Raw genomic sequence first — 20,831 nt, 5'->3', positions numbered from 1 at the left:
TCCTCGCTGGCTCATCCCTGGGTGGATTTGACGGCGCTCTTGGGGCGAAACGCCGCGACGACCGAGGGATCCGTTTCCAGATAGGGCCCACCGATGAGATCGATCGCATAGGGAATCGCTGCGAAGATGCCGACATGGAGCACCTTACCCTCGGCGTCGCGCAACCCCTCCAGGGTTTCTTGGATGGACTTCGGCTGCCCCGGAAGGTTCACGATCAGGGTGCGGCCACGGATCACCGCCACCTGACGCGACAGGATGGCCGTGGGGACGAAGCGCAGGCCGATGCGTCGCATCTCTTCGCCGAAGCCGGGGAGTTCCTTCTCGGCAACGGCGAGCGTGGCTTCGGGTGTGACGTCGCGCGGGGCCGGCCCCGTCCCACCGGTGGTGAAGACGAGGCAGCAGCCGAGCTCGTCGGCGAGCTCGATCAAGGTGCGCTCGATCACGGGACGCTCATCGGGAATCAGGCGCCTCTCCGCCCGCCAGGGCGAAACGAGCGCCCGGGAAAGCCATGTCTCCAGCGCCGGCAGGCCACGATCCTCATAGACGCCCTGGCTCGCCCGATCGCTCACCGACACGAGCCCGATCACCGCCTCTGCCTTCATGCCTCTCTCTCCTCGCGTTCTCCCGCACCCCACGGCAGATCTGCCTCATGGGCCTCGACCAAGGACTTCAACTCACGATAGATCGCGCGATACGCCTCGCTGACGAACGTTTCCTTCTGCCGCTCTTCCAGTACCTTGCGCCGCAACACGCGCAGATGCTGCACGTCGGCTTCCGGCGCCCAGGAGAGGATCTCGCCCAATACCCGCTCATCTTCGAGGAAACGCTCACGCAAGCGTTCCAGCTGCGCCCGACGCGCCTTCGCCTGAGGCGAATCCCCCTCGAGGGATTCGAGGCGAGCGGCGATCGCTGCCGCATCGACCACACGCATGAGCCGCCCGACGTATTGCATCTGCCGCCTTCGCGCCTCGTGTTTGCCCTCCAGTCGCTTGGCTTCCAGAATGGCCGCGAGCAGAGATTCGGGGAGATCGAGTCGCGACAGCCGCTCACGCGACAGCACCGTGAGCCGCTCACCCAGATCTTGCAGGGCGATCATCGCTTTCTTGCGCCGCGTCTTCGACGGTGGGATCTCGGGGCGATCTTTGGGGGGAGGAAGCGGCATTGGAAGCAAGCACTCTGGATCATGGTCGGGAAGGATAGAATTATAAGCCAGTCCCCTAGGAGAGTCCTGAATGCCAGCGGTAGAATTTACCCATAGTCGCGATGAACTGGCGCGCATCGCGGAGGCGACGCTCGAGCACGCACGCATGCTCGGAGCCGACGCAGCCGAAGTCAGCGTCTCCGAAGGTCGAGGTTTGTCGGTCACGGTACGCCGCGGCGCGCTCGAGACGCTCGAATACCATCGAGACAAAGGCTTGAGCGTCACGGTCTACGTCGGCCGACGCCGGGGGCACGCGAATTCCAGCGACATGAACCGGGAGGCGATCGATCGCACCGTCGCCGCCGCCGTGGCCATCGCCCGGCTCACCGCCGAGGACGAAGCGGCGGGCTTGCCCGACGAGAATCGCCTGGCCGACCCGCACACCCTTCCCGATCTATCGCTCTTCCATCCCTGGGTGCTGGAGGCCGAGTCGGCGATCGAGCTCGCCCGCGCCTGCGAGTCCTCCGCGCTTGCCGTGGACGAGCGCATCACCAATTCCGAAGGGGCGACGGTCTCGACCCAAGCCCACCAATTCGTACTCGCCAATTCCCTCGGTTTCCTCGCGGGTTACCCGACCACTGCCCATTCCCTCTCGTGCAGCGTCATCGCACAGGACGAAGCAGGAATGGAGCGCGACTACTGGTGGGACTGGCGGCGAGACCCGCTCGATCTGGAACCGGCCGAGCTGATCGGACGCAGCGCCGGACGGCGCGCGATCGCTCGCCTCGGGGCGCGACGCATCCCCACCGGGACTTACCCCGTCGTATTGGACCACACCGTCTCGGGCAGCCTGCTGTCCCACTTCGTCCAGGCCGCGAGCGGCGGCGCCCTCTACCGCAAGGCCTCCTTTCTGCTCGACAAACTCGGTGAGCGGATTTTTTCGCCACTCGTCACCATCCTCGAAGACCCCTTCGTCCTGAAGGCTCCAGGCTCGGCCCCTTTCGACGACGAGGGCGTAGCCACGGCGCGGCGCACGGTGGTGGCCGAAGGCGTCCTGCAGGGGTGGTTCCTCTCCACCTACTCCGGACGCAAACTGGGACTGCCGAGCACCGGCAACGCCGGCGGTGCGCACAACCTGCTCGTGCCGCCCACGCACGACAGCCGCGAGGCGCTACTGCGCGAGATGGGCAGGGGTCTGCTCGTCACCGAACTCATGGGGCACGGCGTCAATCCCGTCACCGGCGATTATTCCCGCGGAGCGGCCGGTTTCTGGGTGGAAAACGGCGAGATTACCCACCCGGTGAGTGAAATCACGATCGCCGGCAACCTGCTCGAGATGTTCGGCGCCATCCGTGGCGTGGCCAACGACGCCCGCCCTTGCCACCGCTACCGGATCGGTTCCACCCTGGTCGAAGCAATGCAAGTGGCCGGGGAATGATGGAGTTCAGCGGCTTTGCGCTACTATAGAGTACCTTGATGAACCGACTGCACGGCTGTATGACGGCCTTCTCCTGTGCCCGGATGCTCGCCTACCCAGGTGATGAGTCTCAGTCTCGCATCCTGGGCTCTGGAGGCCTTGCCCTGCAACCGTTCGGGATGGTTGTTCGAGGTACCCATGAAACGCTGCGAAAACACGCGCACGGACGCTCGTCCCATTCGTCGTCTCGCGGGCTTGCCAGACTACACGACAAATGAGTCTTGCGCCCGCTCTCGAGCGTCCGTCACCGTCATTCCCCTCGACGGGTTTTCGAGGTGTTTCAATTGACCATGGAAGGCCGCCATCTCGGTGTGCCGCTTGTTCGACAGAAAGGGAGACCAACCATGCAACGACGCAAATTCCTCCAGGGCGCGGGAATCGCGGGTATCCTCGCCAGCGGCACCGCTCCGGCCATCGTGATGGCGCAACAGAACATCCGCTGGCGCCTGGCCTCGAGCTTTCCCAAGTCGCTCGATACCATTTTCGGTGCAGCCGAAGAGTTGAGCAAGTCCATCAACGAGCTTTCCGAAGGAAAATTTCAGATCGATGTCTTCGCCGGCGGTGAATTGGTGCCGCCTTTCGGCGTGTTCGACGCGGTCCAACAGGGCACGGTCGAGATGGCACACTCGGCCTCGTACTACTTCGTCGGCAAGAACGACGCGCTCGCCTTCGACTGCGCCATCCCCTTCGGCCTCAACGCCCGCATGATCAATGCCTGGATGTACGACGCCGGCGGCCTGCAGCTGATGCGCGAGCTCTTCGCACGCTACGACATCGTCAACTTCCCTCTGGGCAACACCGGCGCGCAGTGGGGTGGATGGTACCGTAAGGAGATCAAGTCGGTCGACGACCTGAAAGGGCTGAAGATTCGCATCAGCAACCTTGCCGGCCGAGTGCTCACCAAGCTCGGTGCCGTACCGCAGGCGATCCCCGGCGGCGAGCTCTACCAGGCGCTGGAAAAGGGCACGATCGACGCGGTGGAGTGGACCACCGTTTATGACGACTACAAACTTGGTTTCCACAAGGTGGCACCCTACGGGTATTACCCCGCCTGGTGGGAAGGCGGCGCCCAGCTGTCGCTCTACGTCAACAAGAAAGCCTACGACGGCCTGCCCAAACGCTATCAGGAACTGATCCGCATCGCCGCGAGCGATGCGCACACCCGCATGCTCGCCAAGTACGACGCGCGCAACCCGGACACGATCCGCAAGCTCGTGGCCGAAGGGGCGAAGATCAACCGCTTCCCCAAGGACATGATGGATGCCTCCTTCAAGGCTCGCAACGAACTCTTCGCCGAGCTCAACGACACCAACCCCGATTGGAAGAACATTTACGCGCACTATGAGAAATTCCTGCGCGACCAATATTCCTGGTTCCGTCTCTCGGAGATGAGCTACGACCAATACATGGCGAGCATCAAGCTTTGAGTCGAATCGGATTTGCGGTAGCACAGAACGGCCCCACGGGGCCGTTTTTCATTACGCCAGTGGTTCGTCGAGGCCGGCCTCGGCCATCTCGGCGGCCTTGAGCATCGCGCGCGCCTTGTTGCGCGTCTCCTGCCATTCGGCCTCGGGATTGGAATCGGCGACGATGCCCGCGCCCGCCTGCACGTGGATGGTCTCGTCCTTGATGACGGCGGTACGAATGGCGATCGCCAGATCCATCTCGCCGTGAAACCCGATGTAGCCCACCGCTCCGGCATAGATGCCGCGCTTCACCGGCTCGAGCTCGTCGATGATCTCCATGGCCCGCACCTTGGGTGCGCCGCTCACCGTCCCGGCGGGAAAGGTAGCGCGCAGCACCGACAAGGGCGTCTCCTGCTCTCCGAGTTCCCCCTCGACCTGCGAGACGATGTGCATCACGTGGGAATAGCGCTCGATGGCGAAGGATTCGGTCACTTTCACCGAACCGATTCTCGCCACGCGCCCCACGTCGTTGCGTCCCAGATCGAGCAATTGCACGTGTTCGGCGCGCTCTTTCTCATCGGCGAGGAGCTCGCGCTCGAGCGCCTGATCTTCGGCAGAAGTGGCGCCGCGCGGGCGCGTCCCGGCGATGGGTCGCACGATCACTTTGCGCGCCGTTCCCTCGTCTTCGAGCCGCACGAGGATCTCGGGCGAAGCCCCCACGACGTGGAACTCCTCGAAATCGAAATAGAAGAGATAGGGCGAAGGGTTGAGCGAGCGGATGGCGCGGTAGAGCGTGAGCGGATCGGCATGGAACGGCTTGCTCATGCGCTGCGACAACACCACCTGCATGACGTCGCCGTCGACGATGTAGCGCTTGACGCGCTCCACCGCGGCCTTGAAGGCTTCCTCGCCGAAGGCCGATACCGGCTCGCCGGGTGGGAACGGACGCGAAACGGGGATACGCACCGGCGTGCGCAGCCGCTCGAGCAGTTCCTGCAGGCGTTTCTTGGCGCGGCGATAGGCGCCCGGCACCTCGGGCTCGGCATAGACCACCAGCGTGAGCTTGCCGGTGAGGTTGTCGACGATGGCGAGCTCTTCGGAGACGAGCAGCAGGATGTCGGGCGTACCGATCGGGTCGGGCTTCTCGATGCCGGCGAGCCGCGGTTCGATGTAGCGCACCGTGTCGTAGCCGAAGTAACCCACGAGCCCGCCGAGGAAACGCGGCAGCCCGGCGCGCGGCGGCACCTTGATGCGGTCGAGATACTCACCGATGAAGGTGAGCGGATCGCCGTAATCGCGCCGCTCCACGAGCCGGTTGCCGTGCAGCAGCAAGGCGCTGCGGCCATAGACTTCGAGGCGCACGGGGCTGGAGAGCCCGATCATGGAGTAGCGCCCGAAACGCTCGCCGCCTTGCACCGATTCGAGCAGGTAGCTCCACGGCCCGTCGGCGAGCTTGAGATACAGGGAGAGCGGCGTGTCGAGGTCGCAAAAAGTGGTGAGCGTGACCGGGATGCGGTTGTAGCCCTGCGCCGCGAGGGCGTCGAATTCGGATTCCTGCATGGCTTCGCCCTGGAAGGACTCAAGCCAAGTAGTTTAGCAGCTCGGGGAAGCGATCGAGAAAGACTGAAGCCGGCAGACGGCGTAAAGATTCCGGGTCGCCGTAGCCATAGGTGACGAGCGCCACCGCCACCCCCGCCCCCTGCCCTGCCTGGGCGTCGATGGCCGAATCGCCGACGAGCAGGGCCCGCTCGCTCGGACGGTTGAGGTGTTCGCAAGCATGCAGCACCATGGCCGGGTCGGGCTTCTTCACCGGCAGGGTATCGCCGGCGACGACGACGTCGAAAAACGGCGCGAGGTCGAGCGCTTCGAGCAGCGGCAGGGTGAATTTCCAGTCCTTGTTGGTCACGCAGCCCATCACCAGGCCGCGGCAGGAGAGCTCGGCGAGCGTCTCCGGTACCCCCTCGTAGGGGCGGCTCGCCATCCCGTTGACCTCGGCATAGTGCGCCTTGAAACGTTCCAGGGCCGCGGCCACCTCTGCCGGGTCGGTGCGTCCGTTGGCCGCCATGAAACGGCGGACCAGCTCGGCGATGCCATCACCAACCCAACGGCGAATCTCCGGCAGCGAGGACATCGGCAGACCGAGGTCGCTCGAGGTGCGCGCCGCGGCCTCGGCGAGGTCGGGCAAGGTATCGACCAGGGTTCCATCCAGGTCGAACAGCAAGGCTTCCGCCGCGATCGGCTTGGCACTCATCCTTTTTTCCTTTCCACGGTTTGCAACCGACTCCTCATCCCGGCGATGATAGAATCGTAACGATGCGGGTCGTCGGCCCGAGCAGCACCGAACACCGCCGAACCGGCGACGAAGACATCTGCTCCCGCCGCTGCCACTTCGGCGATGTTGTCGAGGTTCACGCCGCCGTCGACTTCCAAGAGCAGACGACGACCGCTCTCCTCGGCATAACGATCTAGCATCTTACGCGCAGCGACGATTTTTTTCAAGGTATGCACAATGAAACGCTGCCCGCCGAAACCGGGGTTGACGCTCATGAGAAGGACGAAATCGAGCCGGTCGAGCACATGTTCGAGCCAGACGAGCGGGGTGGCCGGATTGAACACGAGCCCCGCGCGGCAGCCACAGGAGCGAATGAGCTCGAGCGTGCGATCGACGTGCTCGGATGCCTCGGGATGAAACGAGATGAGATCCGCCCCGGCTTCGGCGAACTGCGGCACGAGCGCGTCGACCGGTTTCACCATGAGGTGGACGTCGATCGGCACCGAGGCGTAGGGTTTGATCGCGCGGCACACCATCGGCCCCATCGTGAGATTGGGGACGTAATGATTGTCCATCACGTCGAAGTGGATCCAATCGGCCCCGGCGGCGATCACGTCGCGCACCTCTTCACCCAGGCGAGCGAAGTCCGCCGACAAGAGACTGGGGGCAATCAGGAAAGGGGAAGACGGCTTCATCGAGCAGGAGGAGGTCCGTAGAGAAAAACGAATTCGAGAGAATCGATGATGACCCGATCCCGATCGCGCAAAGGCACGAGGGAGGTCGTGGGAATGCTGCCGTTGACCCTGGGGGGCTGACCGCTCTCATGGCGTAGGAGTACCCGCCAGCCTTGATCGATGAGCGCGATCACGGTATGGCCGGGTTTCCCTAGACGAGTGATTTCCCGAACCAAGGGAAGCGTTCGGTTGTTCTGTCCTTCGCTCGACTCTAGGCGGAGCTGAGGAACGAGCCCCCGACGCAAGGGCGCACTCTGGGGCACGAACGGCCAAGGCAGGGTTCGTTCGAGCGGCGAAGCCCCGTAGAGGAAGCGGTAATGGGCGATACGGAAAACCTCTCCCGGTTTGAGGCGGTATTGCTGGATCCTTTGGCCGTCGACCCAGGTGCCATTGCGACTTCCGAGGTCTTCGACGAGAATCGCATCTCCCAGAGGTCGTATGCGAGCATGCCGTCCGCTCACCGCCAGGCTATCTATGCGGATATCGTTGTCGGCTTTACGGCCGATGAAGAACTCCCGGTTGGGAAGATCGACGCGCACGAGTTCGCTGCCGTGATGGATCACCCGTAGATGACCCGTACCGGAGAGCACGTCCCGGTTGGCAGCAAACCGATTCATGGTATGCCGCCTCAGTACGGAAGAGGGTGACCGAGCCCGCGCTCACGCGCACGCTCGAGCACGAGCGCGGCCACGGCCAGATCCTGTATCGCCATGCCCTGCGATTCGAAGAGCGTGATTTGACGCTCGTGCGCGCGCCCGGGGCGCATGCCGGCGATCACCTCACCCAGTTCCGCCCACAGGCCCGGGCGGGTGCGGCCTTTTTCCAGCGCCGGTAAGAGATCCCCCGCTTCGCGCAAGGCCACCTCGCGGCTATCGACGCAGATGAGGTCGGCGCGCAGCACGGCCTTCTCCGGCAGCTCCTGGCGCGCGAGGCTGTTCGAACCGGCTGCGTTGAGGTGAACGCCTTCGCTGAGCCAGTCTGCATCGAGCACCGGTTTCGGCGAGGTGGTGACGGTGACGACGACGTCGGCGCCCCGCACCGCTGCCTCGACCGACTCGGCCGGCACGAACTGCCGCCCCGTGCGTCGAGCCATGGTCTCGCAGAAGGCACGCACGTGCTCGGGGGTACGTGCAGCGACGCGAAAGGTTTCGATCGGCAGCGTTTCGGCGAGCGCCAGGGCCTGTCCCTGGGCCTGCCAGCCGGCGCCGACGATGGCGGCGATTTTTGCGTCGGGCCGGGCGAGGTACTTCGCCGCCACGCCGCCGGCGGCGCCGGTACGCATCATGCCCAGCGTATCGGCTTCCAGCACGGCGACGGGCTCGCCCGTATCGCTATCGAAGACGTGCACCCAGAAGCGCGCCCGTCCCCCCGAGGAGGTATAGACTTTGAATCCGGTGAGCCGCTTGTCGGGCACGGCGCCTTGCAGCATGTGCGTGATCGAGGTGGGAAGACGCACCCGCTGGCGCGGGTAATCCACCACCTCGCCACGGGCATGCGCCGCCATCACCGCCTCGACGGCGGCGAGCACCGAAGGCATGTCGAGCAGCCCGGCGACTTCTTCTTCCTTGAGATACAAGGCCACGATCGCCTCCTCGGCGTAAGGAATGGGATCAGAGCAGGCTCTTCAGTAACTTACCCATCTCGGACGGGTTGCGCGTGACTTTGAAGCCGCACGCTTCCATGATCTCGAGCTTGGCTTCGGCCGTCTCGGCACCGGTAGAGATGATGGCACCAGCGTGTCCCATGCGTTTGCCCGGAGGCGCCGTGACCCCGGCGATGAAGCCCACGACGGGCTTTTTGAAGTGCTCCTTGCACCACATGGCCGCGTCGACCTCGTCGGTACCGCCGATCTCGCCGATCATGATGACCGCATCGGTGTCGGGGTCGTCGTTGAACATCTTCATCACGTCGAGGTGCTTGAGCCCGTTGATCGGGTCGCCGCCGATGCCTACCGCACTCGACTGCCCCAGCCCCAACTCGGTGAGCTGCGCCACCGCTTCATAGGTGAGCGTACCGGAGCGCGACACCACACCGACGCGCCCTTTCTTGTGGATGTGACCGGGCATGATGCCGATCTTGAGTTCGTCCGGCGTGATGATGCCGGGACAGTTGGGCCCCAGCAGCAGGGTCTCCTTGCCACCGGCGGCGACCTTGTGCTTCATCTTGTTGCGCACGATGAGCATGTCGCGCACCGGGATGCCCTCGGTGATGCAGATGACGAGATCGAGGTCAGCCTCGACCGCTTCCCAGATGGCATCGGCCGCGCCGGCCGGCGGCACGTAGATGACCGACACGGTGGCGCCGGTGGCCTCTTTCGCCTCTTTCACCGAGGCGAAGATGGGAATGTCGAAAATCTTCTCGCCGGCCTTCTTGGGGTTGACGCCCGCCACGAAACAGTTGCGGCCATTGGCGTACTCGAGGCACTTCTCGGTATGGAACTGGGCGGTCTTGCCGGTGATACCCTGGGTGATAACTTTCGTATCTTTGTTGATCAGGATCGACATGGGTGGATTCCTTGACGGCGGGTTCGGTCAATGAGCGGCAGAGACGGCGGCGACGATCTTTTGCGCCGCGTCGGCCATCGTTTCGGCGGAGATGATGGGCAGGCCGGATTCGGCGAGGATCTTCTTGCCGATGTCCTCGTTCGTGCCCTTCATGCGCACCACGAGCGGCACGTTCAACTGCACTTCGCGCGCGGCGGCCACCACGCCGTTGGCGATGGTGTCGCAGCGCATGATGCCGCCGAAGATATTGACCAGAATCCCTTTCACCTTGGGATTGCGCAGCATGATCTTGAAGGCCGCGGTAACTTTTTCGGTCGTGGCGCCGCCGCCCACGTCGAGGAAGTTGGCCGGTTCGCCGCCGAAGAGCTTGATCGTGTCCATCGTGGCCATGGCCAGTCCCGCGCCATTGACCAGACAGCCGATGTTGCCATCGAGCGCGATGTAGGAGAGCCCATACTTGGAGGCTTCCACCTCGTCGGGGTCTTCTTCGTCGAGGTCGCGGTAGGCCACGATCTCGGGGTGACGGAAGAGCGCGTTGTCGTCGAAATTGAACTTCGCATCCAGCGCCTTAATGCCGCCGTCGCCCTCGAGGATGAGCGGATTGATCTCGGCAAGCGATGCATCCGTCTCCATGTAGCAGGTGTAGAGCTTCTTCAAGGTATCGACGGCCGCCGGCACGGACGCATCGGGGATGCCGATGCCGCGCGCGAGCCGCTCGGCCTCTTCATCGGGGAAACCGACGATGGGATCGATGAAGGCCTTGAGGATTTTTTCCGGGGTCTTCGCCGCGACTTCCTCGATTTCCATGCCGCCCTCGCTGGAGGCGAGCACGGCGACTTTCTGCGTGGCCCGGTCGGTGAGGACCGAGACGTAGTATTCGTGTTTGATGTCGGCGCCTTCTTCGATGAGCAGGCGCTTGACGATCTGGCCTTCGGGTCCGGTCTGGTGCGTGACCAACCGCATGCCGAGGATGGCCGAGGCGTGTTGACGCACTTCATCGAGCGAACGCGCGAGTTTGACGCCGCCGCCCTTGCCGCGCCCGCCGGCGTGGATCTGGGCTTTCACCACCCACACGGGGCCGCCGAGCGACTCGGCCACCTTCATTGCTTCTTCTACCGAAAACGCCGGCCCGCCCTTGGGCGTACGGATGCCGAATTTTCTCAGGACTTCCTTGGCTTGATATTCATGGATTTTCATGGTCACCCTTCGCTTGTTTATGCGACGCCCCAGGGGGCAATGCTTGGTCGTTCATGACGCAACGGTCGATGGTACGGCCGAAAGAAACCGCAGCCGTCCTACCGCCAGCGCCTTCTCAGCAAAAAACCATAGCCTGGTGGATGTAATTATAACGGCAATCCCCCGACCTCCTTTCACCCGTTTTCTTCGCAGCAAGGCTGCGCCTGCCTCCTCGGTCGATACCATCGAGGGTAGTAAGCGGCAACGGCAGGGGAAGAGGTCGTATCGAGGGCGTGGCACCCATCAAGTTGAAAGGGTTTTCTATCCCCTTCATCTTCGCGCTTCTTGAAAGTGGCCCAGGTCTGGATCGCCGCGGTGGGCAAGGCATAGAGGAGCTCCGTGAGGTGGGTGCAACCTTTGATACCGGCAAACAGCGCCCCGACGTCGCGGCGAAACCCTCGCAGCAGGTTGAGCCCGATCAAGCGACGATACGCAGGAGCGATGGCTTCGCAGGTGCCAGGATAAGGTACCCAAGGACTCTCGGCCTGGGCGTCGACGATCGTGAATTCGTCATCCACCGTGATGCGAACGTGCATCTGATGGATCGGTTCACCCGCCTTGCGCAGACCCGAGGCAAGGGGATAGTCGAGCGTTTTCACGTCCGTGAGCGTGGCTTCGAGTTCGAGCAGGCCATCGTCGCGCAGATAACCTTCGATGTCGATGGTTCTGCGGTGAATGCGCCGTCGTGAAGAGGCAGTGGAGGATGATTCCATGATCGTTCAAAGGATGGGACGGACGAAAAAGAACATATTAACGCATAACGTGCGCCAGTTCGACCTCACACCGGGCTGGGAACGTCGTGATAGTCGACCTCGAGCCCGTGCTCCTGCGCTAGCCAGCGCCCCAGCGCCTGCACGCCGAAACGCTCGGTGGCATGGTGCCCCGCGGCGATGAAGGCCACCCCCGCATCGCGCGCCAGATGCACGCAGGGCTCGGAGATCTCGCCAGTGACATAGACGTCCACCCCCTCGCCGATCGCCGCGGCGAATTCACCCTGCGCCGCGCCGCTACACCAGGCGAGCCGCTCGATGCGCCGTTGCGGCTCCCCCAGCACCAGCGGTGTGCGATCGAGCACGGCGTTCAGGCGCTCGGCGAGCGCGGCGAGCGTCGTCTCCCCCTCGGGCCGACCGAGCCAGACGAGATCTTCCCCGCCGCAGCGCCCCTCGGCCCGCCAGCCCATCGCCCGTGCCCAAACGGCATTATTGCCGACTTCGGGATGGGCATCGAGCGGCAAATGGTAGGCGATGAGGCTCACCTCATGCACGAGCAGCGGCCGCAGGCGCCGACGACGCCAGGCGGTAAGCGTAGGGTCCTCGCCACGCCAGAAGAAGCCATGATGCACCAGGATCGCGTCGTAGCCGCCCGCGATCGCGTATTCGATGAGTTCGAGGTTGGCCGTCACGCCGCAGAGCACGCGCCCCACTTCGGCCCGTCCTTCCACTTGCAGCCCGTTTGGGCAATAATCGCGAAACGATGCGGGTTGCAAGAGAGCGTCCAGGGCCTCTACCAAATCCGTCAATCGCATGCTCGCCGCTCCTCGAGGAACCGATGAAGAAACTATGGCAGATTTTCGCGCAAACCGTCACCGTCGTCGCACTGGCCGGCTTCGTCGTGGCGCACCTCAAGCCGCACTGGTGGTTCGACACCGGTGCCCCGCTCATCGTCGAGCGCGACGCCCCCTCCATCCCGGCGCCGGCGGCCAAAGATTACCGCTTCGCTGCCGCCCGGGGCGCCTCCGCCGTCGTTTCACTTCAGCCCATGGAGCCGAATCAGGCGGAAAACGGCGAAACACCGCGACCCTTGCAGCTGCCCGAAGGCCACCCCGAGGTTCCGCTACCCGACGAAGACTCGATGCGCTTGCCCGAAGCCATGGGCTCGGCAGTCATCGTCACCGACGACGGAGTGCTCGTAACCAACGCCCACGTCGTACAAGGACACGAGCGTTTCCTGGCGCGCTTCGGTGACGGGCGCAGTGTTCCGGCACGCGTCGCCGGACGCGACCAGGAGAGCGACCTCGCCATCCTGCGGCTCGAGGATTCCGGCCCCTTCCCTGCCCTTCCTTTCGCTCCGCCAGATAGTTTCGACGTGGGCGACGTGGTGCTCGCGGTAGGACACCCCTTTGGCGTGGGGCAAACGGTGACGATGGGCATCATTTCGGCACTGGGGCGCAACGACCTTGGCTTGTCCACGTTCGAGAATTTCATCCAAACCGATGCGGCGATCAATCCCGGCAACTCGGGGGGCGCGCTCGTGGACACGCAAGGGCGCCTACTGGGCATCAACACCGCCATTTTTTCGCGCACCGGCGGGTCATTGGGAATCGGGTTCGCCATTCCCGTGCAGATCGTTCAGCCAGTGGTCGCAGAACTGAGCACCCGCGGTTACGTGCGCCGCGGCTGGGTCGGGGTGCAGCTGCAACCGCTCGAGAACACCCTGGCCGACGCGATGGGGATCATCACCCGCGAAGGCGCGCTAGTGGCCGCGGTCTTGCCCGATTCCCCGGCCGCCGCGGCCAGCCTCAAACCCGGTGACGTCATCCTTGCCATCGATGGCAAACCGACTCGCACGGTACGCGAGGTGCTCGACATGGTCGCGGCGACCCCCCCTGGCAAGGAAATCACGCTGCGGATCGAACGCGAACGACGGACGATCGAAGTGCGCCTCGTCACGGGAGAACGGCCACGCCAGGGGTCGTGATCAGTCCTGCGTCCGTTGCGGCGAGGTCTCTTCACGGGGCAAGGGCAAGCTTTCTTCTGTCGCGCGCTTGCGCGGCTTGCCCCAGCGCACGAACAAGATACCGAGCTCATAGAGCAAGATCATCGGCACCGCCAGCATGAACTGGGAGATGACGTCGGGCGGAGTGACGATCGCCGCGATGACGAACGCGCCGACGATCACATAAGGACGTGCCTGCCGGAGCTTGGTGGCGTCGACCACGCCCGCCTTGGCGAGCAGGATCACCGCGACAGGAACTTCGAACGTCACGCCGAAAGCGACGAACATCGTCATCACGAAGCCGAGATACTGCTCGATGTCCGGCGCCACCTGGACGCTCGCCGGCGCGAACTCGGCGATGAAGCGAAACACGCCACGAAAGACGAAGAAGTAGCAGAACGCCACGCCGAGCAGAAAGAGCACGGTGGAAGCGATCACCAAGGGGGCTATGAGACGCTTCTCGTGCGCATACAGCCCTGGGGCGACGAAAGCCCATGCCTGGTAGAGCACATAAGGCAAGGCGACGAAAAAGGCGAGAAGAATGGTCACCTTGATCGGCACGAAAAACGGCGTGACGACGCCGGTGGCGATCATGGTCGAACCCGCCGGCAAAGCATCCAGCATGGGCTGGGCGAGAAGGTCATACCAGAAACTCGCCCAGGGCACGAGACAAAGAAAGACGAGCAACACCGCGAGGGCCGCGCGAATCAAACGGCTACGCAGCTCGATCAAATGCGACAGGAAGCTGTCTTCCGTGGGCGTCGATTCGCTCATGACGATGCCTTCCCGATGTCCTGTGGCGTAGATGCCGAAGGAACGGGCTCCGTGCTCGACGACACCGAGCCCGCCCCGGGGAAGGAAACCAGAGGCTCGCGCTTCTCCTCCTCGGGCAAAGCGCCCATGTCGGCCGTCGACACCGAAGAGGCAGACACCTCGGCGGACGAAGTGGTCGCATCCTGCCCCGCAACCGGCTCATTCGCTTCGGCAGACGGACGCTGCCCCGGTGCAGAACGGGAAAACGAGGCACCATCCTCGACGGCAAGCGCCTGACGCGCCTCCTCGAGACTCTGGCGCAGGGGCGCCTGGACGTCCTCGGCCTGCCGCCGCATCGTCTCTTGCAGCTCACGCGCCTGGGCTTCGATCTGAGACTGGAGTTTTTTCAGCTCCTCGAGCTGCAACTCGCGCTCGATGTCCGCCTTGACGCCGGAGACGTAACGTTGCAACCGTCCGATGAGTTCTCCCGCCGTGCGCGCAGCTTTGGGGAGACGCTCAGGGCCCAGGACGATGAGCGCCACCACGGCGAGCAGAATCATCTCGGAGAAACCGATGTCGAACACCCCTACCTCTCAGTCGGATGATGAATAACCGGCGCACACGCCTTCAGGGCAAGGCGCCCGGAGCGGGAGCCCTATCTCCTAGACCGGCGCGTCGCCGGGAACCGTGCAATGCAGCCATGCAGCGGCGCAGTGCTTGGGGATGCGCGACATCCAGGAGCATCTGCGCTCCAAAACACATCGGCATGCCAGCGCGAATCAGGTCGGTTCGAAGCGTCCGATGGTGGGCTCACGCCCGGGGCTGCGACGCGTCGCTCTTTTCCCGCACCGTGCCTTCGATCGTCGTCTGGTCGCTCACGGCCTTGGGTGAGGTAGCAGCGGCGTTCTCTTCTTCCTCCGCGCTCTTCATCCCTTCCTTGAATCCACGTACGGCGCCGCCGAGATCCTGCCCGATGTTGCGCAGCTTCTTCGTACCGAAGATGAGCACCACGACCAAGAGCACGATGAGCCAGTGCCAGATACTGAATGAACCCATGATCATTTTCCTCCTGAATGCGCTTCCCGGTTCAGCGCTTGAGCATGATGGGCAGAGGCTCGTTTCCCCCGCCGAGCAGATGCACGTGCAGGTGCATCACTTCCTGGCGGCCGATGCGCCCGGTGTTGATGATGGTGCGCCAACCGTCGGCACAACCGGCCGCGAGCGCCACCTTGGTGGCGGCCACCATCAGGCGCCCCATCCAGCCGGCGTCGTCGTCGGTGAGCTCTTTGGTCGAAGGAATGTGGTGCTTGGGGATCACCAGCAGATGGACCGGCGCTACCGGACGGATGTCGTGGAACGCCAGCACCTCGTCGTCTTCATAGACTTTCTTCGCCGGGATCTCGCCCGCGACGATCTTGCAGAACACGCAGTTCGGATCGGCTTGCGTCGTCATGCTTTCCCTCCTTTGGCAATCACCACCGATTCGGCCTCCGCCGCCGTGGCCAGGCGCGCGCGTTTCTCGTCGATACCCGAGACGCCCTCCCGACGGCGGAATTCGGCGGCTATGTCCTCGACCGACAGGCCGAAGTGCGCGAGCAGCACCATGGTATGGAACCACAGGTCGGTGACTTCCCACACCAGATGCAGCCGATCGCCGTCTTTGGCCGCCATGATCACTTCGGCGGACTCTTCGGCCACTTTCTTGAGGATGGCCTCCGTGCCCTTTTGGTACAGGCTGGAGACATAGGACTGGTCGGGATCGGCCGCCTTGCGTTCGGCGAGCGTCTGGCTGACGCGGCGTAGCACTTCCAAGTCGATCATGAGTATATCTCCTTCGGATCCTTCACCACCGCTTCGACGACTTTCCAAGCTCCGTCACGCCAGACGCGGTAAAAGCAACTCCGCCGTCCGGTGTGACAGGCAATGCCGCCCTTTTGTTCGACGCGCAGCAGCAGCGCGTCGCCATCGCAGTCGAGCCGCAGCTCGACCAATTTTTGCACGTGCCCGGAAGTCTCGCCTTTGGCCCATAGCCGGCCGCGCGAGCGCGACCAGTAGACGGCCTGACCGCGCGCGAGCGTCTCGGCCAGGGCTTCGCGGTTCATCCAGGCGAGCATGAGCACCTCGCCCGTGCTCGCGTCCTGCGCGATCGCCGGTACGAGGCCGGCTTCGTCCCAGCGCACGGCATCGAACAGGTCTTCGCTCACAGCCGCACCTCCACGCCGGCCGCCTGCATCGCCTCCTTGGCCTGGCGGATGCTGTATTCGCCGAAATGGAAGATGGAAGCGGCGAGCACGGCATCGGCGTGCCCCTGCGTGACGCCTTCGACCAGATGCTGCAGCGTGCCCACTCCGCCGCTCGCGATCACCGGCACCGGCACGGCGTCGGATACCGCGCGGGTGAGCTCGAGGTCGAACCCCTGCTTGGTGCCGTCGCGATCCATGCTGGTGAGCAGGATCTCACCCGCACCGAGCGCGCAGACCTTTTGCGCCCATTCGATGGCGTCGAGCCCCGTGTCGACGCGCCCCCCATGGGTGAAGACCGACCAGCGCTCGGGGGCGACGCGCTTGGCGTCGATGGCCACGACGATGGCCTGCGAGCCGACACGATCGGCCGCCTCGGCGATGAGCTCGGGTCGCTGCACAGCCGCCGTGTTGATGCTCACCTTGTCGGCCCCGGCGAGCAGCAGCGCGCGCACGTCCTCGAGGCGGCGCACCCCCCCGCCCACCGTCAAAGGAATGAATACGCACTCGGCCACCCGCGCGACGACGTCGAGCAAAATGGCCCGCTCTTCGCTGGAGGCCGTGATGTCGAGAAAAGTGAGCTCGTCGGCCCCCTCGGCATCGTAACGCCGGGCGATCTCCACCGGGTCGCCCGCATCGCGCAACGACACGAAATTGACCCCCTTGACCACGCGACCGGCATGGACGTCCAGACAAGGGATGACGCGCTTGGCAAGCATCAGGCCGTCCTCTGCGCGCTGCGCCGCGCCGCGAGTTCGTCGGCGAGCGCCTGCGCCGCTTTGAAGTCCAGCGTGCCTTCGTAGATGGCGCGCCCGGTGATCGCTCCGATCACGCCGTCTTCCTCGATGGCGCACAGCGCCTCGATGTCGGTGAGCGAGGCGATGCCGCCGCTGGCGATCACCGGCGTGGCACGCAGCGCGCGCGCGAGCCGCGCCGTCGCCTCGACGTTCACCCCGGAGAGCATCCCGTCGCGGCCGATGTCGGTATAGACGATAGCCTCCACGCCGTAGTCCTCGAACTTGCGCGCGAGCTCGACGACGTCGTGGCCGCTCGAACGCGACCAACCGTCGATCGCCACCTTGCCGTCCTTGGCGTCCAGCCCCACCATGACGTGGCCGGGGAAGGCGACGCAGGCGTCCTGCAGGAACCCGGGGTGTTTGACCGCCGCCGTGCCGATGATGACGTATTCGATGCCCAGTTCCACGTAACGATCGATCGTATCGAGATCGCGGATGCCGCCGCCGAGCTGCACCGGCACCTCGCCGTCGATTTCTTCCAGGATGGCCTCGATCGCCGCGAGGTTCTTCGGCTTGCCGGCGAAGGCCCCGTCGAGGTCGACGAGGTGCAGCCGCCGCGCCCCCTGGTCGAGCCAATGGCGCGCCATGGCGGCCGGATCTTCGGAGAATACCGTGGCCTCTTCCATGCGCCCCTGGCGCAAGCGGACGCATTGGCCGTTTTTCAGATCGATGGCGGGAATCAACAGCATGATGTCACAGGTCCCGTTGGGCGGTCTCGGCCGCCGTCGTTGTCACCCGGTGCGGCGAACCGCACCCCCTCCTCTGCGCCGCGCTCATGGAGCCCAGCGCACGAAGCGCTCGAGTAGCGCCAGCCCTGCCCGCCCGCTCTTCTCGGGGTGGAATTGCACGGCCACGAGGTTGTCGCGCGCCACCGCCGACGTAAACACGACGCCGTAATCGGTGCGGGCGAGCACGAGCGACTCGTCACGCGGTGCGACGTAGTAACTGTGCACGAAATAATAGCGCTCGCCGCTGCCCTGGGCCGGCAAGACGGGGTGCTCGCGCGCGTTCTCGACCCGGTTCCAGCCCATGTGGGGCACCTTGAGATGCGCTTGCCCGGGAGCGAACGCGCCGTCGCGCGGGAAACGCACCACCTCGCCGGCAAAAAGGCCGAGCCCGGCGGCACCCCCTTCTTCGGATCGCTCGAAGAGCATCTGCAGGCCGACGCAAATGCCGAGAAACGGCCGCTCGCGCGCCGCCCAGGCCACCGCCTCGTGCATCTCCTGACGCTGCAGCGCCCCCATGCAATCGGGCATCGCTCCCTGGCCGGGAAAGACGATGCGGTCGGCCTCGCGCACCTCGCGCGGCGTGCGCGCCAAGGCCACCTCGACGCCAGGAGCGACGGCCTGCAGCGCCTTCTGCACCGAGCGCAGGTTCCCCATGCCGTAATCGATCACCGCGATGTTCATGGCTGGCTCACAGCACCCCTTTGGTCGAGGGCATCCGTCCCTCCAGGCGTGGATCGCGGTCGCAGGCCATGCGCAGCGCCCGGCCGAAGGCCTTGAAGAGCGTCTCGCACTGATGGTGGGCATTGACGCCGCGCAAGGTGTCGAGATGCAGCGTCACCGCGGCGTGATTGACGAACCCCTGGAAGAATTCGCGCACCAGATCGACGTCGAAGGCGCCGATGCGCGCACGGGTGAATTCGCAGCAGAAAACGAGCCCCGGGCGGCCGGAGAGGTCGACCACCGCGCGCGACAGCGCCTCGTCGAGCGGCACGTAGGCGTGCCCGTAGCGGGACACGCCGCGCTTGTCGCCCAAAGCCTTGGCAAACGCCTGGCCGAAGGTGATGCCGACGTCCTCGACCGTGTGGTGGTCGTCGATATGCGTGTCGCCCTCGGCGCGGATCTCGAGGTCGATGAGGCCATGGCGGGCCACTTGCTCCAGCATGTGGTCAAGAAAAGGCACGCCGCTGGAGAGTTCGGCGCGGCCGTTGCCGTCGAGATCGAGCGCCACACGCACGCGGGTCTCGAGGGTGTTGCGTTCGACGACGGCGGTGCGGCCCACTGAGGATTCGGTCATGGAAAAGCCGGAGAAACGGAACGTGGCGACCCGCGCATGATACCATTGGCCGTGTCAAGCGTAGCAACCCCGATTCCGAGAAAACGGCGCATGGACGATCGTTACTGGAGCCCCACCGTCAAGCGGCTCACCCCCTACGTTCCGGGCGAGCAGCCCCGAATCCCCGATCTCGTCAAACTGAACACCAACGAGCATCCGCACGGCCCTTCGCCTCGGGTACTCGCCGCCATCCAGTCCGAGCTCGACGAGCGGCTGCGTCTCTATCCCGACCCCGAAGCGACGGCGCTGCGCCACGAACTTGCGCAACGCCACGGCGTGGAGCTGGACAACGTCTTCGTCGGCAATGGCTCCGACGAAGTGCTCGCCTTCGCCTTCCAGGCGCTCCTGGGTCATTCGGGGCCGGTCTGGTTTCCCGACGTCACCTACAGTTTCTATCCCGTCTATTGCACGCTCTATGGCCTGCCCCACGAGACGGTGCCACTGACCGACGACTTCCGTCTGCCCACAGATGCCTTCCTGCCCCAGCAGGGGCGCGCCGCCGGCGGCATCGTCTTCGCCAATCCGAACGCCCCCACCGGCATCGCCCTGGAACTCACCGAAGTCGAACGCATCGTGGCCGGCAACCCGCAGTGCGTGGTCCTGGTCGACGAGGCCTACGTCGATTTCGGGGCGCAGAGCGCCATCCCGCTCGTCAAGCACTACCCCAACCTCCTGGTGGTGCAGACTTTCTCCAAGAGCCGGGCGCTGGCCGGATTGCGCGTGGGCTACGCCATCGGCCAGGCGCCGCTCATCGAGGCCTTGCGCCGCGTCAAGGACAGCTTCAATTCCTACCCCCTCGACCGGCTCGCCCAGGTCGGGGCGATCGCGGCGCTGCAGGACGAAGCGCACTTCGAGGCCATGCGGCTGGACGTGATCGCCACACGCGCCTCGCTCGCGCGCGGGCTCGAAGCGCTGGGCTTCGAAGTGCTCCCCTCGCAGGCGAACTTCGTCTTCGCCCGCCACCGGGAACGGAGCGGCGCGGAGCTCGCGCAGTCCTTGCGCGAACGCAAGGTGCTGGTGCGCCGCTTCGATCAACCGCGCATCGCCGATTTCCTGCGCATCACCGTAGGCACCCGCGAGCAGTGCGCCCGGCTACTGGAGGCGCTCGCCGAGATCCTGGGGGGTTAGGAGTAAAGACCATATCTACATGTCAAGCATCAGGCATGAAGCGCCTCGAGAAACGCCTCGATGGAAACGCCAGCCTGCTTGAGCACGCCGACCAAAGTGCCAACTTTCAGCTCACGGTGATTCGGCACGACGCATCCTGCCGAGCCGCGACGCATCACGAGATGACTGCCTCGCTGACGCACGATCACGAACCCGAGCCGCTCCAAAGCGCGCACGACTTCGGCCCCGGATACGACCGGCAATTTAGGCATGTTCGGGCACGTTGTCGTTTTCAGAAGACGACCGCACCATCTGACTGGATGTAACGCCTGGTGTGCATACGGCTCCTGACAGCCCAATATCAGGAGTCGTCTGCACCAATCTCGAC

General features: G+C 64.6%; 26 protein-coding genes. 4 read left to right on the top strand and 22 right to left on the bottom strand.

Going from position 1 to position 20,831, the window contains the following annotated elements; translation table 11 throughout:
* Nucleotides 1-11: 11 nt before the first annotated feature.
* Together mog and yjgA are read right to left on the bottom strand one after the other, a co-directional pair.
* Nucleotides 12-602: a molybdopterin adenylyltransferase gene (mog, locus tag EPD81_RS08065; protein ID WP_142804928.1), complete on the bottom strand. Its 591-nt coding sequence runs from the start codon at nucleotides 600-602 to the stop codon at nucleotides 12-14.
* Nucleotides 599-1,162, bottom strand: coding sequence for a ribosome biogenesis factor YjgA (gene yjgA, locus EPD81_RS08060; protein WP_142804927.1), 564 nt, complete (start codon nucleotides 1,160-1,162; stop codon nucleotides 599-601). Before yjgA ends, mog begins: the two co-directional genes overlap by 4 nt.
* 70 nt (nucleotides 1,163-1,232) lie before the next feature.
* Between yjgA and pmbA the strand changes: the two genes are divergently transcribed.
* Both pmbA and EPD81_RS08050 read left to right on the top strand, forming a co-directional pair.
* Nucleotides 1,233-2,579 (top strand): metalloprotease PmbA, encoded by a 1,347-nt coding sequence (pmbA, locus tag EPD81_RS08055; protein ID WP_142804926.1) that lies wholly within the window; start codon nucleotides 1,233-1,235, stop codon nucleotides 2,577-2,579.
* Between the two features lie 383 nt (nucleotides 2,580-2,962).
* Nucleotides 2,963-4,045 (top strand): TRAP transporter substrate-binding protein, encoded by a 1,083-nt coding sequence (locus EPD81_RS08050; protein WP_142804925.1) that lies wholly within the window; start codon nucleotides 2,963-2,965, stop codon nucleotides 4,043-4,045.
* Nucleotides 4,046-4,096: 51 nt separating this feature from the next.
* Here the strand turns inward: EPD81_RS08050 and trpE are convergent, their stop codons facing one another.
* The 9 genes from trpE to EPD81_RS08005 form a co-directional block, all read right to left on the bottom strand.
* Nucleotides 4,097-5,584 (bottom strand): anthranilate synthase component I, encoded by a 1,488-nt coding sequence (trpE, locus tag EPD81_RS08045; RefSeq protein ID WP_142804924.1) that lies wholly within the window; start codon nucleotides 5,582-5,584, stop codon nucleotides 4,097-4,099.
* Between the two features lie 19 nt (nucleotides 5,585-5,603).
* Complete coding sequence (gph, locus tag EPD81_RS08040) at nucleotides 5,604-6,275, bottom strand: phosphoglycolate phosphatase (protein ID WP_142804923.1); 672 nt, start codon at nucleotides 6,273-6,275, stop codon at nucleotides 5,604-5,606.
* Complete coding sequence (rpe, locus tag EPD81_RS08035) at nucleotides 6,272-6,991, bottom strand: ribulose-phosphate 3-epimerase (protein WP_142804922.1); 720 nt, start codon at nucleotides 6,989-6,991, stop codon at nucleotides 6,272-6,274. The genes gph and rpe overlap by 4 nt, the downstream gene beginning before the upstream one ends.
* On the bottom strand, nucleotides 6,988-7,647 hold the full coding sequence (locus EPD81_RS08030) for an FHA domain-containing protein (RefSeq protein WP_142804921.1): 660 nt from the start codon (nucleotides 7,645-7,647) through the stop codon (nucleotides 6,988-6,990). The genes rpe and EPD81_RS08030 overlap by 4 nt, the downstream gene beginning before the upstream one ends.
* Nucleotides 7,648-7,658: 11 nt before the next feature.
* Nucleotides 7,659-8,612, bottom strand: a complete 954-nt coding sequence (locus EPD81_RS08025) for an ornithine cyclodeaminase family protein (RefSeq protein WP_142804920.1) — start codon at nucleotides 8,610-8,612, stop codon at nucleotides 7,659-7,661.
* A 28-nt stretch (nucleotides 8,613-8,640) separates the two neighbouring features.
* Nucleotides 8,641-9,534: a succinate--CoA ligase subunit alpha gene (gene sucD, locus EPD81_RS08020; protein WP_142804919.1), complete on the bottom strand. Its 894-nt coding sequence runs from the start codon at nucleotides 9,532-9,534 to the stop codon at nucleotides 8,641-8,643.
* 27 nt (nucleotides 9,535-9,561) lie between these two features.
* Nucleotides 9,562-10,731, bottom strand: coding sequence for an ADP-forming succinate--CoA ligase subunit beta (sucC, locus tag EPD81_RS08015; RefSeq protein WP_142804918.1), 1,170 nt, complete (start codon nucleotides 10,729-10,731; stop codon nucleotides 9,562-9,564).
* Between the two features lie 173 nt (nucleotides 10,732-10,904).
* Complete coding sequence (locus tag EPD81_RS08010; protein WP_142804917.1) at nucleotides 10,905-11,483, bottom strand: DUF2889 domain-containing protein; 579 nt, start codon at nucleotides 11,481-11,483, stop codon at nucleotides 10,905-10,907.
* 65 nt (nucleotides 11,484-11,548) lie between these two features.
* On the bottom strand, nucleotides 11,549-12,295 hold the full coding sequence (locus EPD81_RS08005) for a Nif3-like dinuclear metal center hexameric protein (protein ID WP_142804916.1): 747 nt from the start codon (nucleotides 12,293-12,295) through the stop codon (nucleotides 11,549-11,551).
* A 23-nt stretch (nucleotides 12,296-12,318) separates the two neighbouring features.
* On the opposite strand from EPD81_RS08005, the gene EPD81_RS08000 reads away from it, so the two are divergent.
* Nucleotides 12,319-13,467 carry a S1C family serine protease gene (locus EPD81_RS08000; RefSeq protein WP_142804915.1) on the top strand — a complete coding sequence of 383 codons (1,149 nt, stop codon included), beginning with the start codon at nucleotides 12,319-12,321 and terminating at the stop codon, nucleotides 13,465-13,467.
* Here EPD81_RS08000 and tatC read toward each other — a convergent pair whose 3' ends face one another.
* From tatC to hisB, 10 genes are all read right to left on the bottom strand, one after another.
* The gene (gene tatC, locus EPD81_RS07995) at nucleotides 13,468-14,259 is read right to left on the bottom strand and encodes a twin-arginine translocase subunit TatC (protein ID WP_142804914.1); all 792 of its coding nucleotides are present in this window, start codon (nucleotides 14,257-14,259) and stop codon (nucleotides 13,468-13,470) included.
* Nucleotides 14,256-14,822: a Sec-independent protein translocase protein TatB gene (tatB, locus tag EPD81_RS07990; RefSeq protein WP_142804913.1), complete on the bottom strand. Its 567-nt coding sequence runs from the start codon at nucleotides 14,820-14,822 to the stop codon at nucleotides 14,256-14,258. Before tatB ends, tatC begins: the two co-directional genes overlap by 4 nt.
* 226 nt (nucleotides 14,823-15,048) lie before the next feature.
* Nucleotides 15,049-15,294 (bottom strand): Sec-independent protein translocase subunit TatA, encoded by a 246-nt coding sequence (tatA, locus tag EPD81_RS07985; RefSeq protein ID WP_142804912.1) that lies wholly within the window; start codon nucleotides 15,292-15,294, stop codon nucleotides 15,049-15,051.
* A 31-nt stretch (nucleotides 15,295-15,325) separates the two neighbouring features.
* Nucleotides 15,326-15,691: a histidine triad nucleotide-binding protein gene (locus EPD81_RS07980; protein ID WP_142804911.1), complete on the bottom strand. Its 366-nt coding sequence runs from the start codon at nucleotides 15,689-15,691 to the stop codon at nucleotides 15,326-15,328.
* Nucleotides 15,688-16,059: a phosphoribosyl-ATP diphosphatase gene (locus tag EPD81_RS07975; RefSeq protein WP_142804910.1), complete on the bottom strand. Its 372-nt coding sequence runs from the start codon at nucleotides 16,057-16,059 to the stop codon at nucleotides 15,688-15,690. The genes EPD81_RS07980 and EPD81_RS07975 overlap by 4 nt, the downstream gene beginning before the upstream one ends.
* Nucleotides 16,056-16,430, bottom strand: a complete 375-nt coding sequence (hisI, locus tag EPD81_RS07970) for a phosphoribosyl-AMP cyclohydrolase (RefSeq protein ID WP_370456501.1) — start codon at nucleotides 16,428-16,430, stop codon at nucleotides 16,056-16,058. Before hisI ends, EPD81_RS07975 begins: the two co-directional genes overlap by 4 nt.
* Nucleotides 16,431-16,438: 8 nt before the next feature.
* Nucleotides 16,439-17,197: an imidazole glycerol phosphate synthase subunit HisF gene (gene hisF, locus EPD81_RS07965; protein WP_142804908.1), complete on the bottom strand. Its 759-nt coding sequence runs from the start codon at nucleotides 17,195-17,197 to the stop codon at nucleotides 16,439-16,441.
* On the bottom strand, nucleotides 17,197-17,964 hold the full coding sequence (hisA, locus tag EPD81_RS07960) for a 1-(5-phosphoribosyl)-5-[(5-phosphoribosylamino)methylideneamino]imidazole-4-carboxamide isomerase (RefSeq protein ID WP_142804907.1): 768 nt from the start codon (nucleotides 17,962-17,964) through the stop codon (nucleotides 17,197-17,199). Before hisA ends, hisF begins: the two co-directional genes overlap by 1 nt.
* An 84-nt stretch (nucleotides 17,965-18,048) precedes the next feature.
* Entirely contained in the window at nucleotides 18,049-18,684 is a 636-nt protein-coding gene (hisH, locus tag EPD81_RS07955) for an imidazole glycerol phosphate synthase subunit HisH (protein WP_221929274.1), read from the bottom strand.
* Between the two features lie 7 nt (nucleotides 18,685-18,691).
* Nucleotides 18,692-19,297: an imidazoleglycerol-phosphate dehydratase HisB gene (hisB, locus tag EPD81_RS07950; protein ID WP_141054352.1), complete on the bottom strand. Its 606-nt coding sequence runs from the start codon at nucleotides 19,295-19,297 to the stop codon at nucleotides 18,692-18,694.
* Nucleotides 19,298-19,387: 90 nt separating this feature from the next.
* Here hisB and hisC point away from each other — a divergent pair, with 90 nt between their 5' ends.
* Complete coding sequence (hisC, locus tag EPD81_RS07945) at nucleotides 19,388-20,464, top strand: histidinol-phosphate transaminase (protein WP_055422557.1); 1,077 nt, start codon at nucleotides 19,388-19,390, stop codon at nucleotides 20,462-20,464.
* Between the two features lie 29 nt (nucleotides 20,465-20,493).
* Here hisC and EPD81_RS07940 read toward each other — a convergent pair whose 3' ends face one another.
* Nucleotides 20,494-20,715 carry a type II toxin-antitoxin system HicA family toxin gene (locus EPD81_RS07940; protein ID WP_055422556.1) on the bottom strand — a complete coding sequence of 74 codons (222 nt, stop codon included), beginning with the start codon at nucleotides 20,713-20,715 and terminating at the stop codon, nucleotides 20,494-20,496.
* Nucleotides 20,716-20,831 lie beyond the last annotated feature (116 nt).

Origin of the sequence: Tepidiphilus sp. J10 (assembly GCF_006980785.1) — a bacterium.
In the GTDB taxonomy this organism is placed as follows: domain Bacteria; phylum Pseudomonadota; class Gammaproteobacteria; order Burkholderiales; family Rhodocyclaceae; genus Tepidiphilus; species Tepidiphilus olei.
Note: the sequence above shows the minus strand (reverse complement) of the source record. Positions and strands in the feature narration are given on the sequence as shown.

Bases quoted from the DNA above. Each gene is read 5' to 3' on its own strand.
- pmbA (WP_142804926.1), top strand. From the start codon at position 1,233: ATGCCAGCGGTAGAATTTACCCATAGTCGCGATGAACTGGCGCGCATC.
- sucC (WP_142804918.1), bottom strand. From the start codon at position 10,731: ATGAAAATCCATGAATATCAAGCCAAGGAAGTCCTGAGAAAATTCGGC.
- EPD81_RS08050 (WP_142804925.1), top strand. From the start codon at position 2,963: ATGCAACGACGCAAATTCCTCCAGGGCGCGGGAATCGCGGGTATCCTC.
- sucD (WP_142804919.1), bottom strand. From the start codon at position 9,534: ATGTCGATCCTGATCAACAAAGATACGAAAGTTATCACCCAGGGTATC.
- EPD81_RS08005 (WP_142804916.1), bottom strand. From the start codon at position 12,295: ATGCGATTGACGGATTTGGTAGAGGCCCTGGACGCTCTCTTGCAACCC.
- EPD81_RS08030 (WP_142804921.1), bottom strand. From the start codon at position 7,647: ATGAATCGGTTTGCTGCCAACCGGGACGTGCTCTCCGGTACGGGTCAT.
- hisB (WP_141054352.1), bottom strand. From the start codon at position 19,297: ATGACCGAATCCTCAGTGGGCCGCACCGCCGTCGTCGAACGCAACACC.
- tatA (WP_142804912.1), bottom strand. From the start codon at position 15,294: ATGGGTTCATTCAGTATCTGGCACTGGCTCATCGTGCTCTTGGTCGTG.
- hisF (WP_142804908.1), bottom strand. From the start codon at position 17,197: ATGCTTGCCAAGCGCGTCATCCCTTGTCTGGACGTCCATGCCGGTCGC.
- yjgA (WP_142804927.1), bottom strand. From the start codon at position 1,162: ATGCCGCTTCCTCCCCCCAAAGATCGCCCCGAGATCCCACCGTCGAAG.
- hisA (WP_142804907.1), bottom strand. From the start codon at position 17,964: ATGCTGTTGATTCCCGCCATCGATCTGAAAAACGGCCAATGCGTCCGC.
- EPD81_RS07975 (WP_142804910.1), bottom strand. From the start codon at position 16,059: ATGATCGACTTGGAAGTGCTACGCCGCGTCAGCCAGACGCTCGCCGAA.
- tatC (WP_142804914.1), bottom strand. From the start codon at position 14,259: ATGAGCGAATCGACGCCCACGGAAGACAGCTTCCTGTCGCATTTGATC.
- rpe (WP_142804922.1), bottom strand. From the start codon at position 6,991: ATGAAGCCGTCTTCCCCTTTCCTGATTGCCCCCAGTCTCTTGTCGGCG.
- gph (WP_142804923.1), bottom strand. From the start codon at position 6,275: ATGAGTGCCAAGCCGATCGCGGCGGAAGCCTTGCTGTTCGACCTGGAT.
- hisC (WP_055422557.1), top strand. From the start codon at position 19,388: ATGGACGATCGTTACTGGAGCCCCACCGTCAAGCGGCTCACCCCCTAC.
- EPD81_RS07940 (WP_055422556.1), bottom strand. From the start codon at position 20,715: ATGCCTAAATTGCCGGTCGTATCCGGGGCCGAAGTCGTGCGCGCTTTG.
- mog (WP_142804928.1), bottom strand. From the start codon at position 602: ATGAAGGCAGAGGCGGTGATCGGGCTCGTGTCGGTGAGCGATCGGGCG.
- trpE (WP_142804924.1), bottom strand. From the start codon at position 5,584: ATGCAGGAATCCGAATTCGACGCCCTCGCGGCGCAGGGCTACAACCGC.
- hisH (WP_221929274.1), bottom strand. From the start codon at position 18,684: ATGAACATCGCGGTGATCGATTACGGCATGGGGAACCTGCGCTCGGTG.
- EPD81_RS08010 (WP_142804917.1), bottom strand. From the start codon at position 11,483: ATGGAATCATCCTCCACTGCCTCTTCACGACGGCGCATTCACCGCAGA.
- EPD81_RS08000 (WP_142804915.1), top strand. From the start codon at position 12,319: ATGAAGAAACTATGGCAGATTTTCGCGCAAACCGTCACCGTCGTCGCA.
- EPD81_RS07980 (WP_142804911.1), bottom strand. From the start codon at position 15,691: ATGACGACGCAAGCCGATCCGAACTGCGTGTTCTGCAAGATCGTCGCG.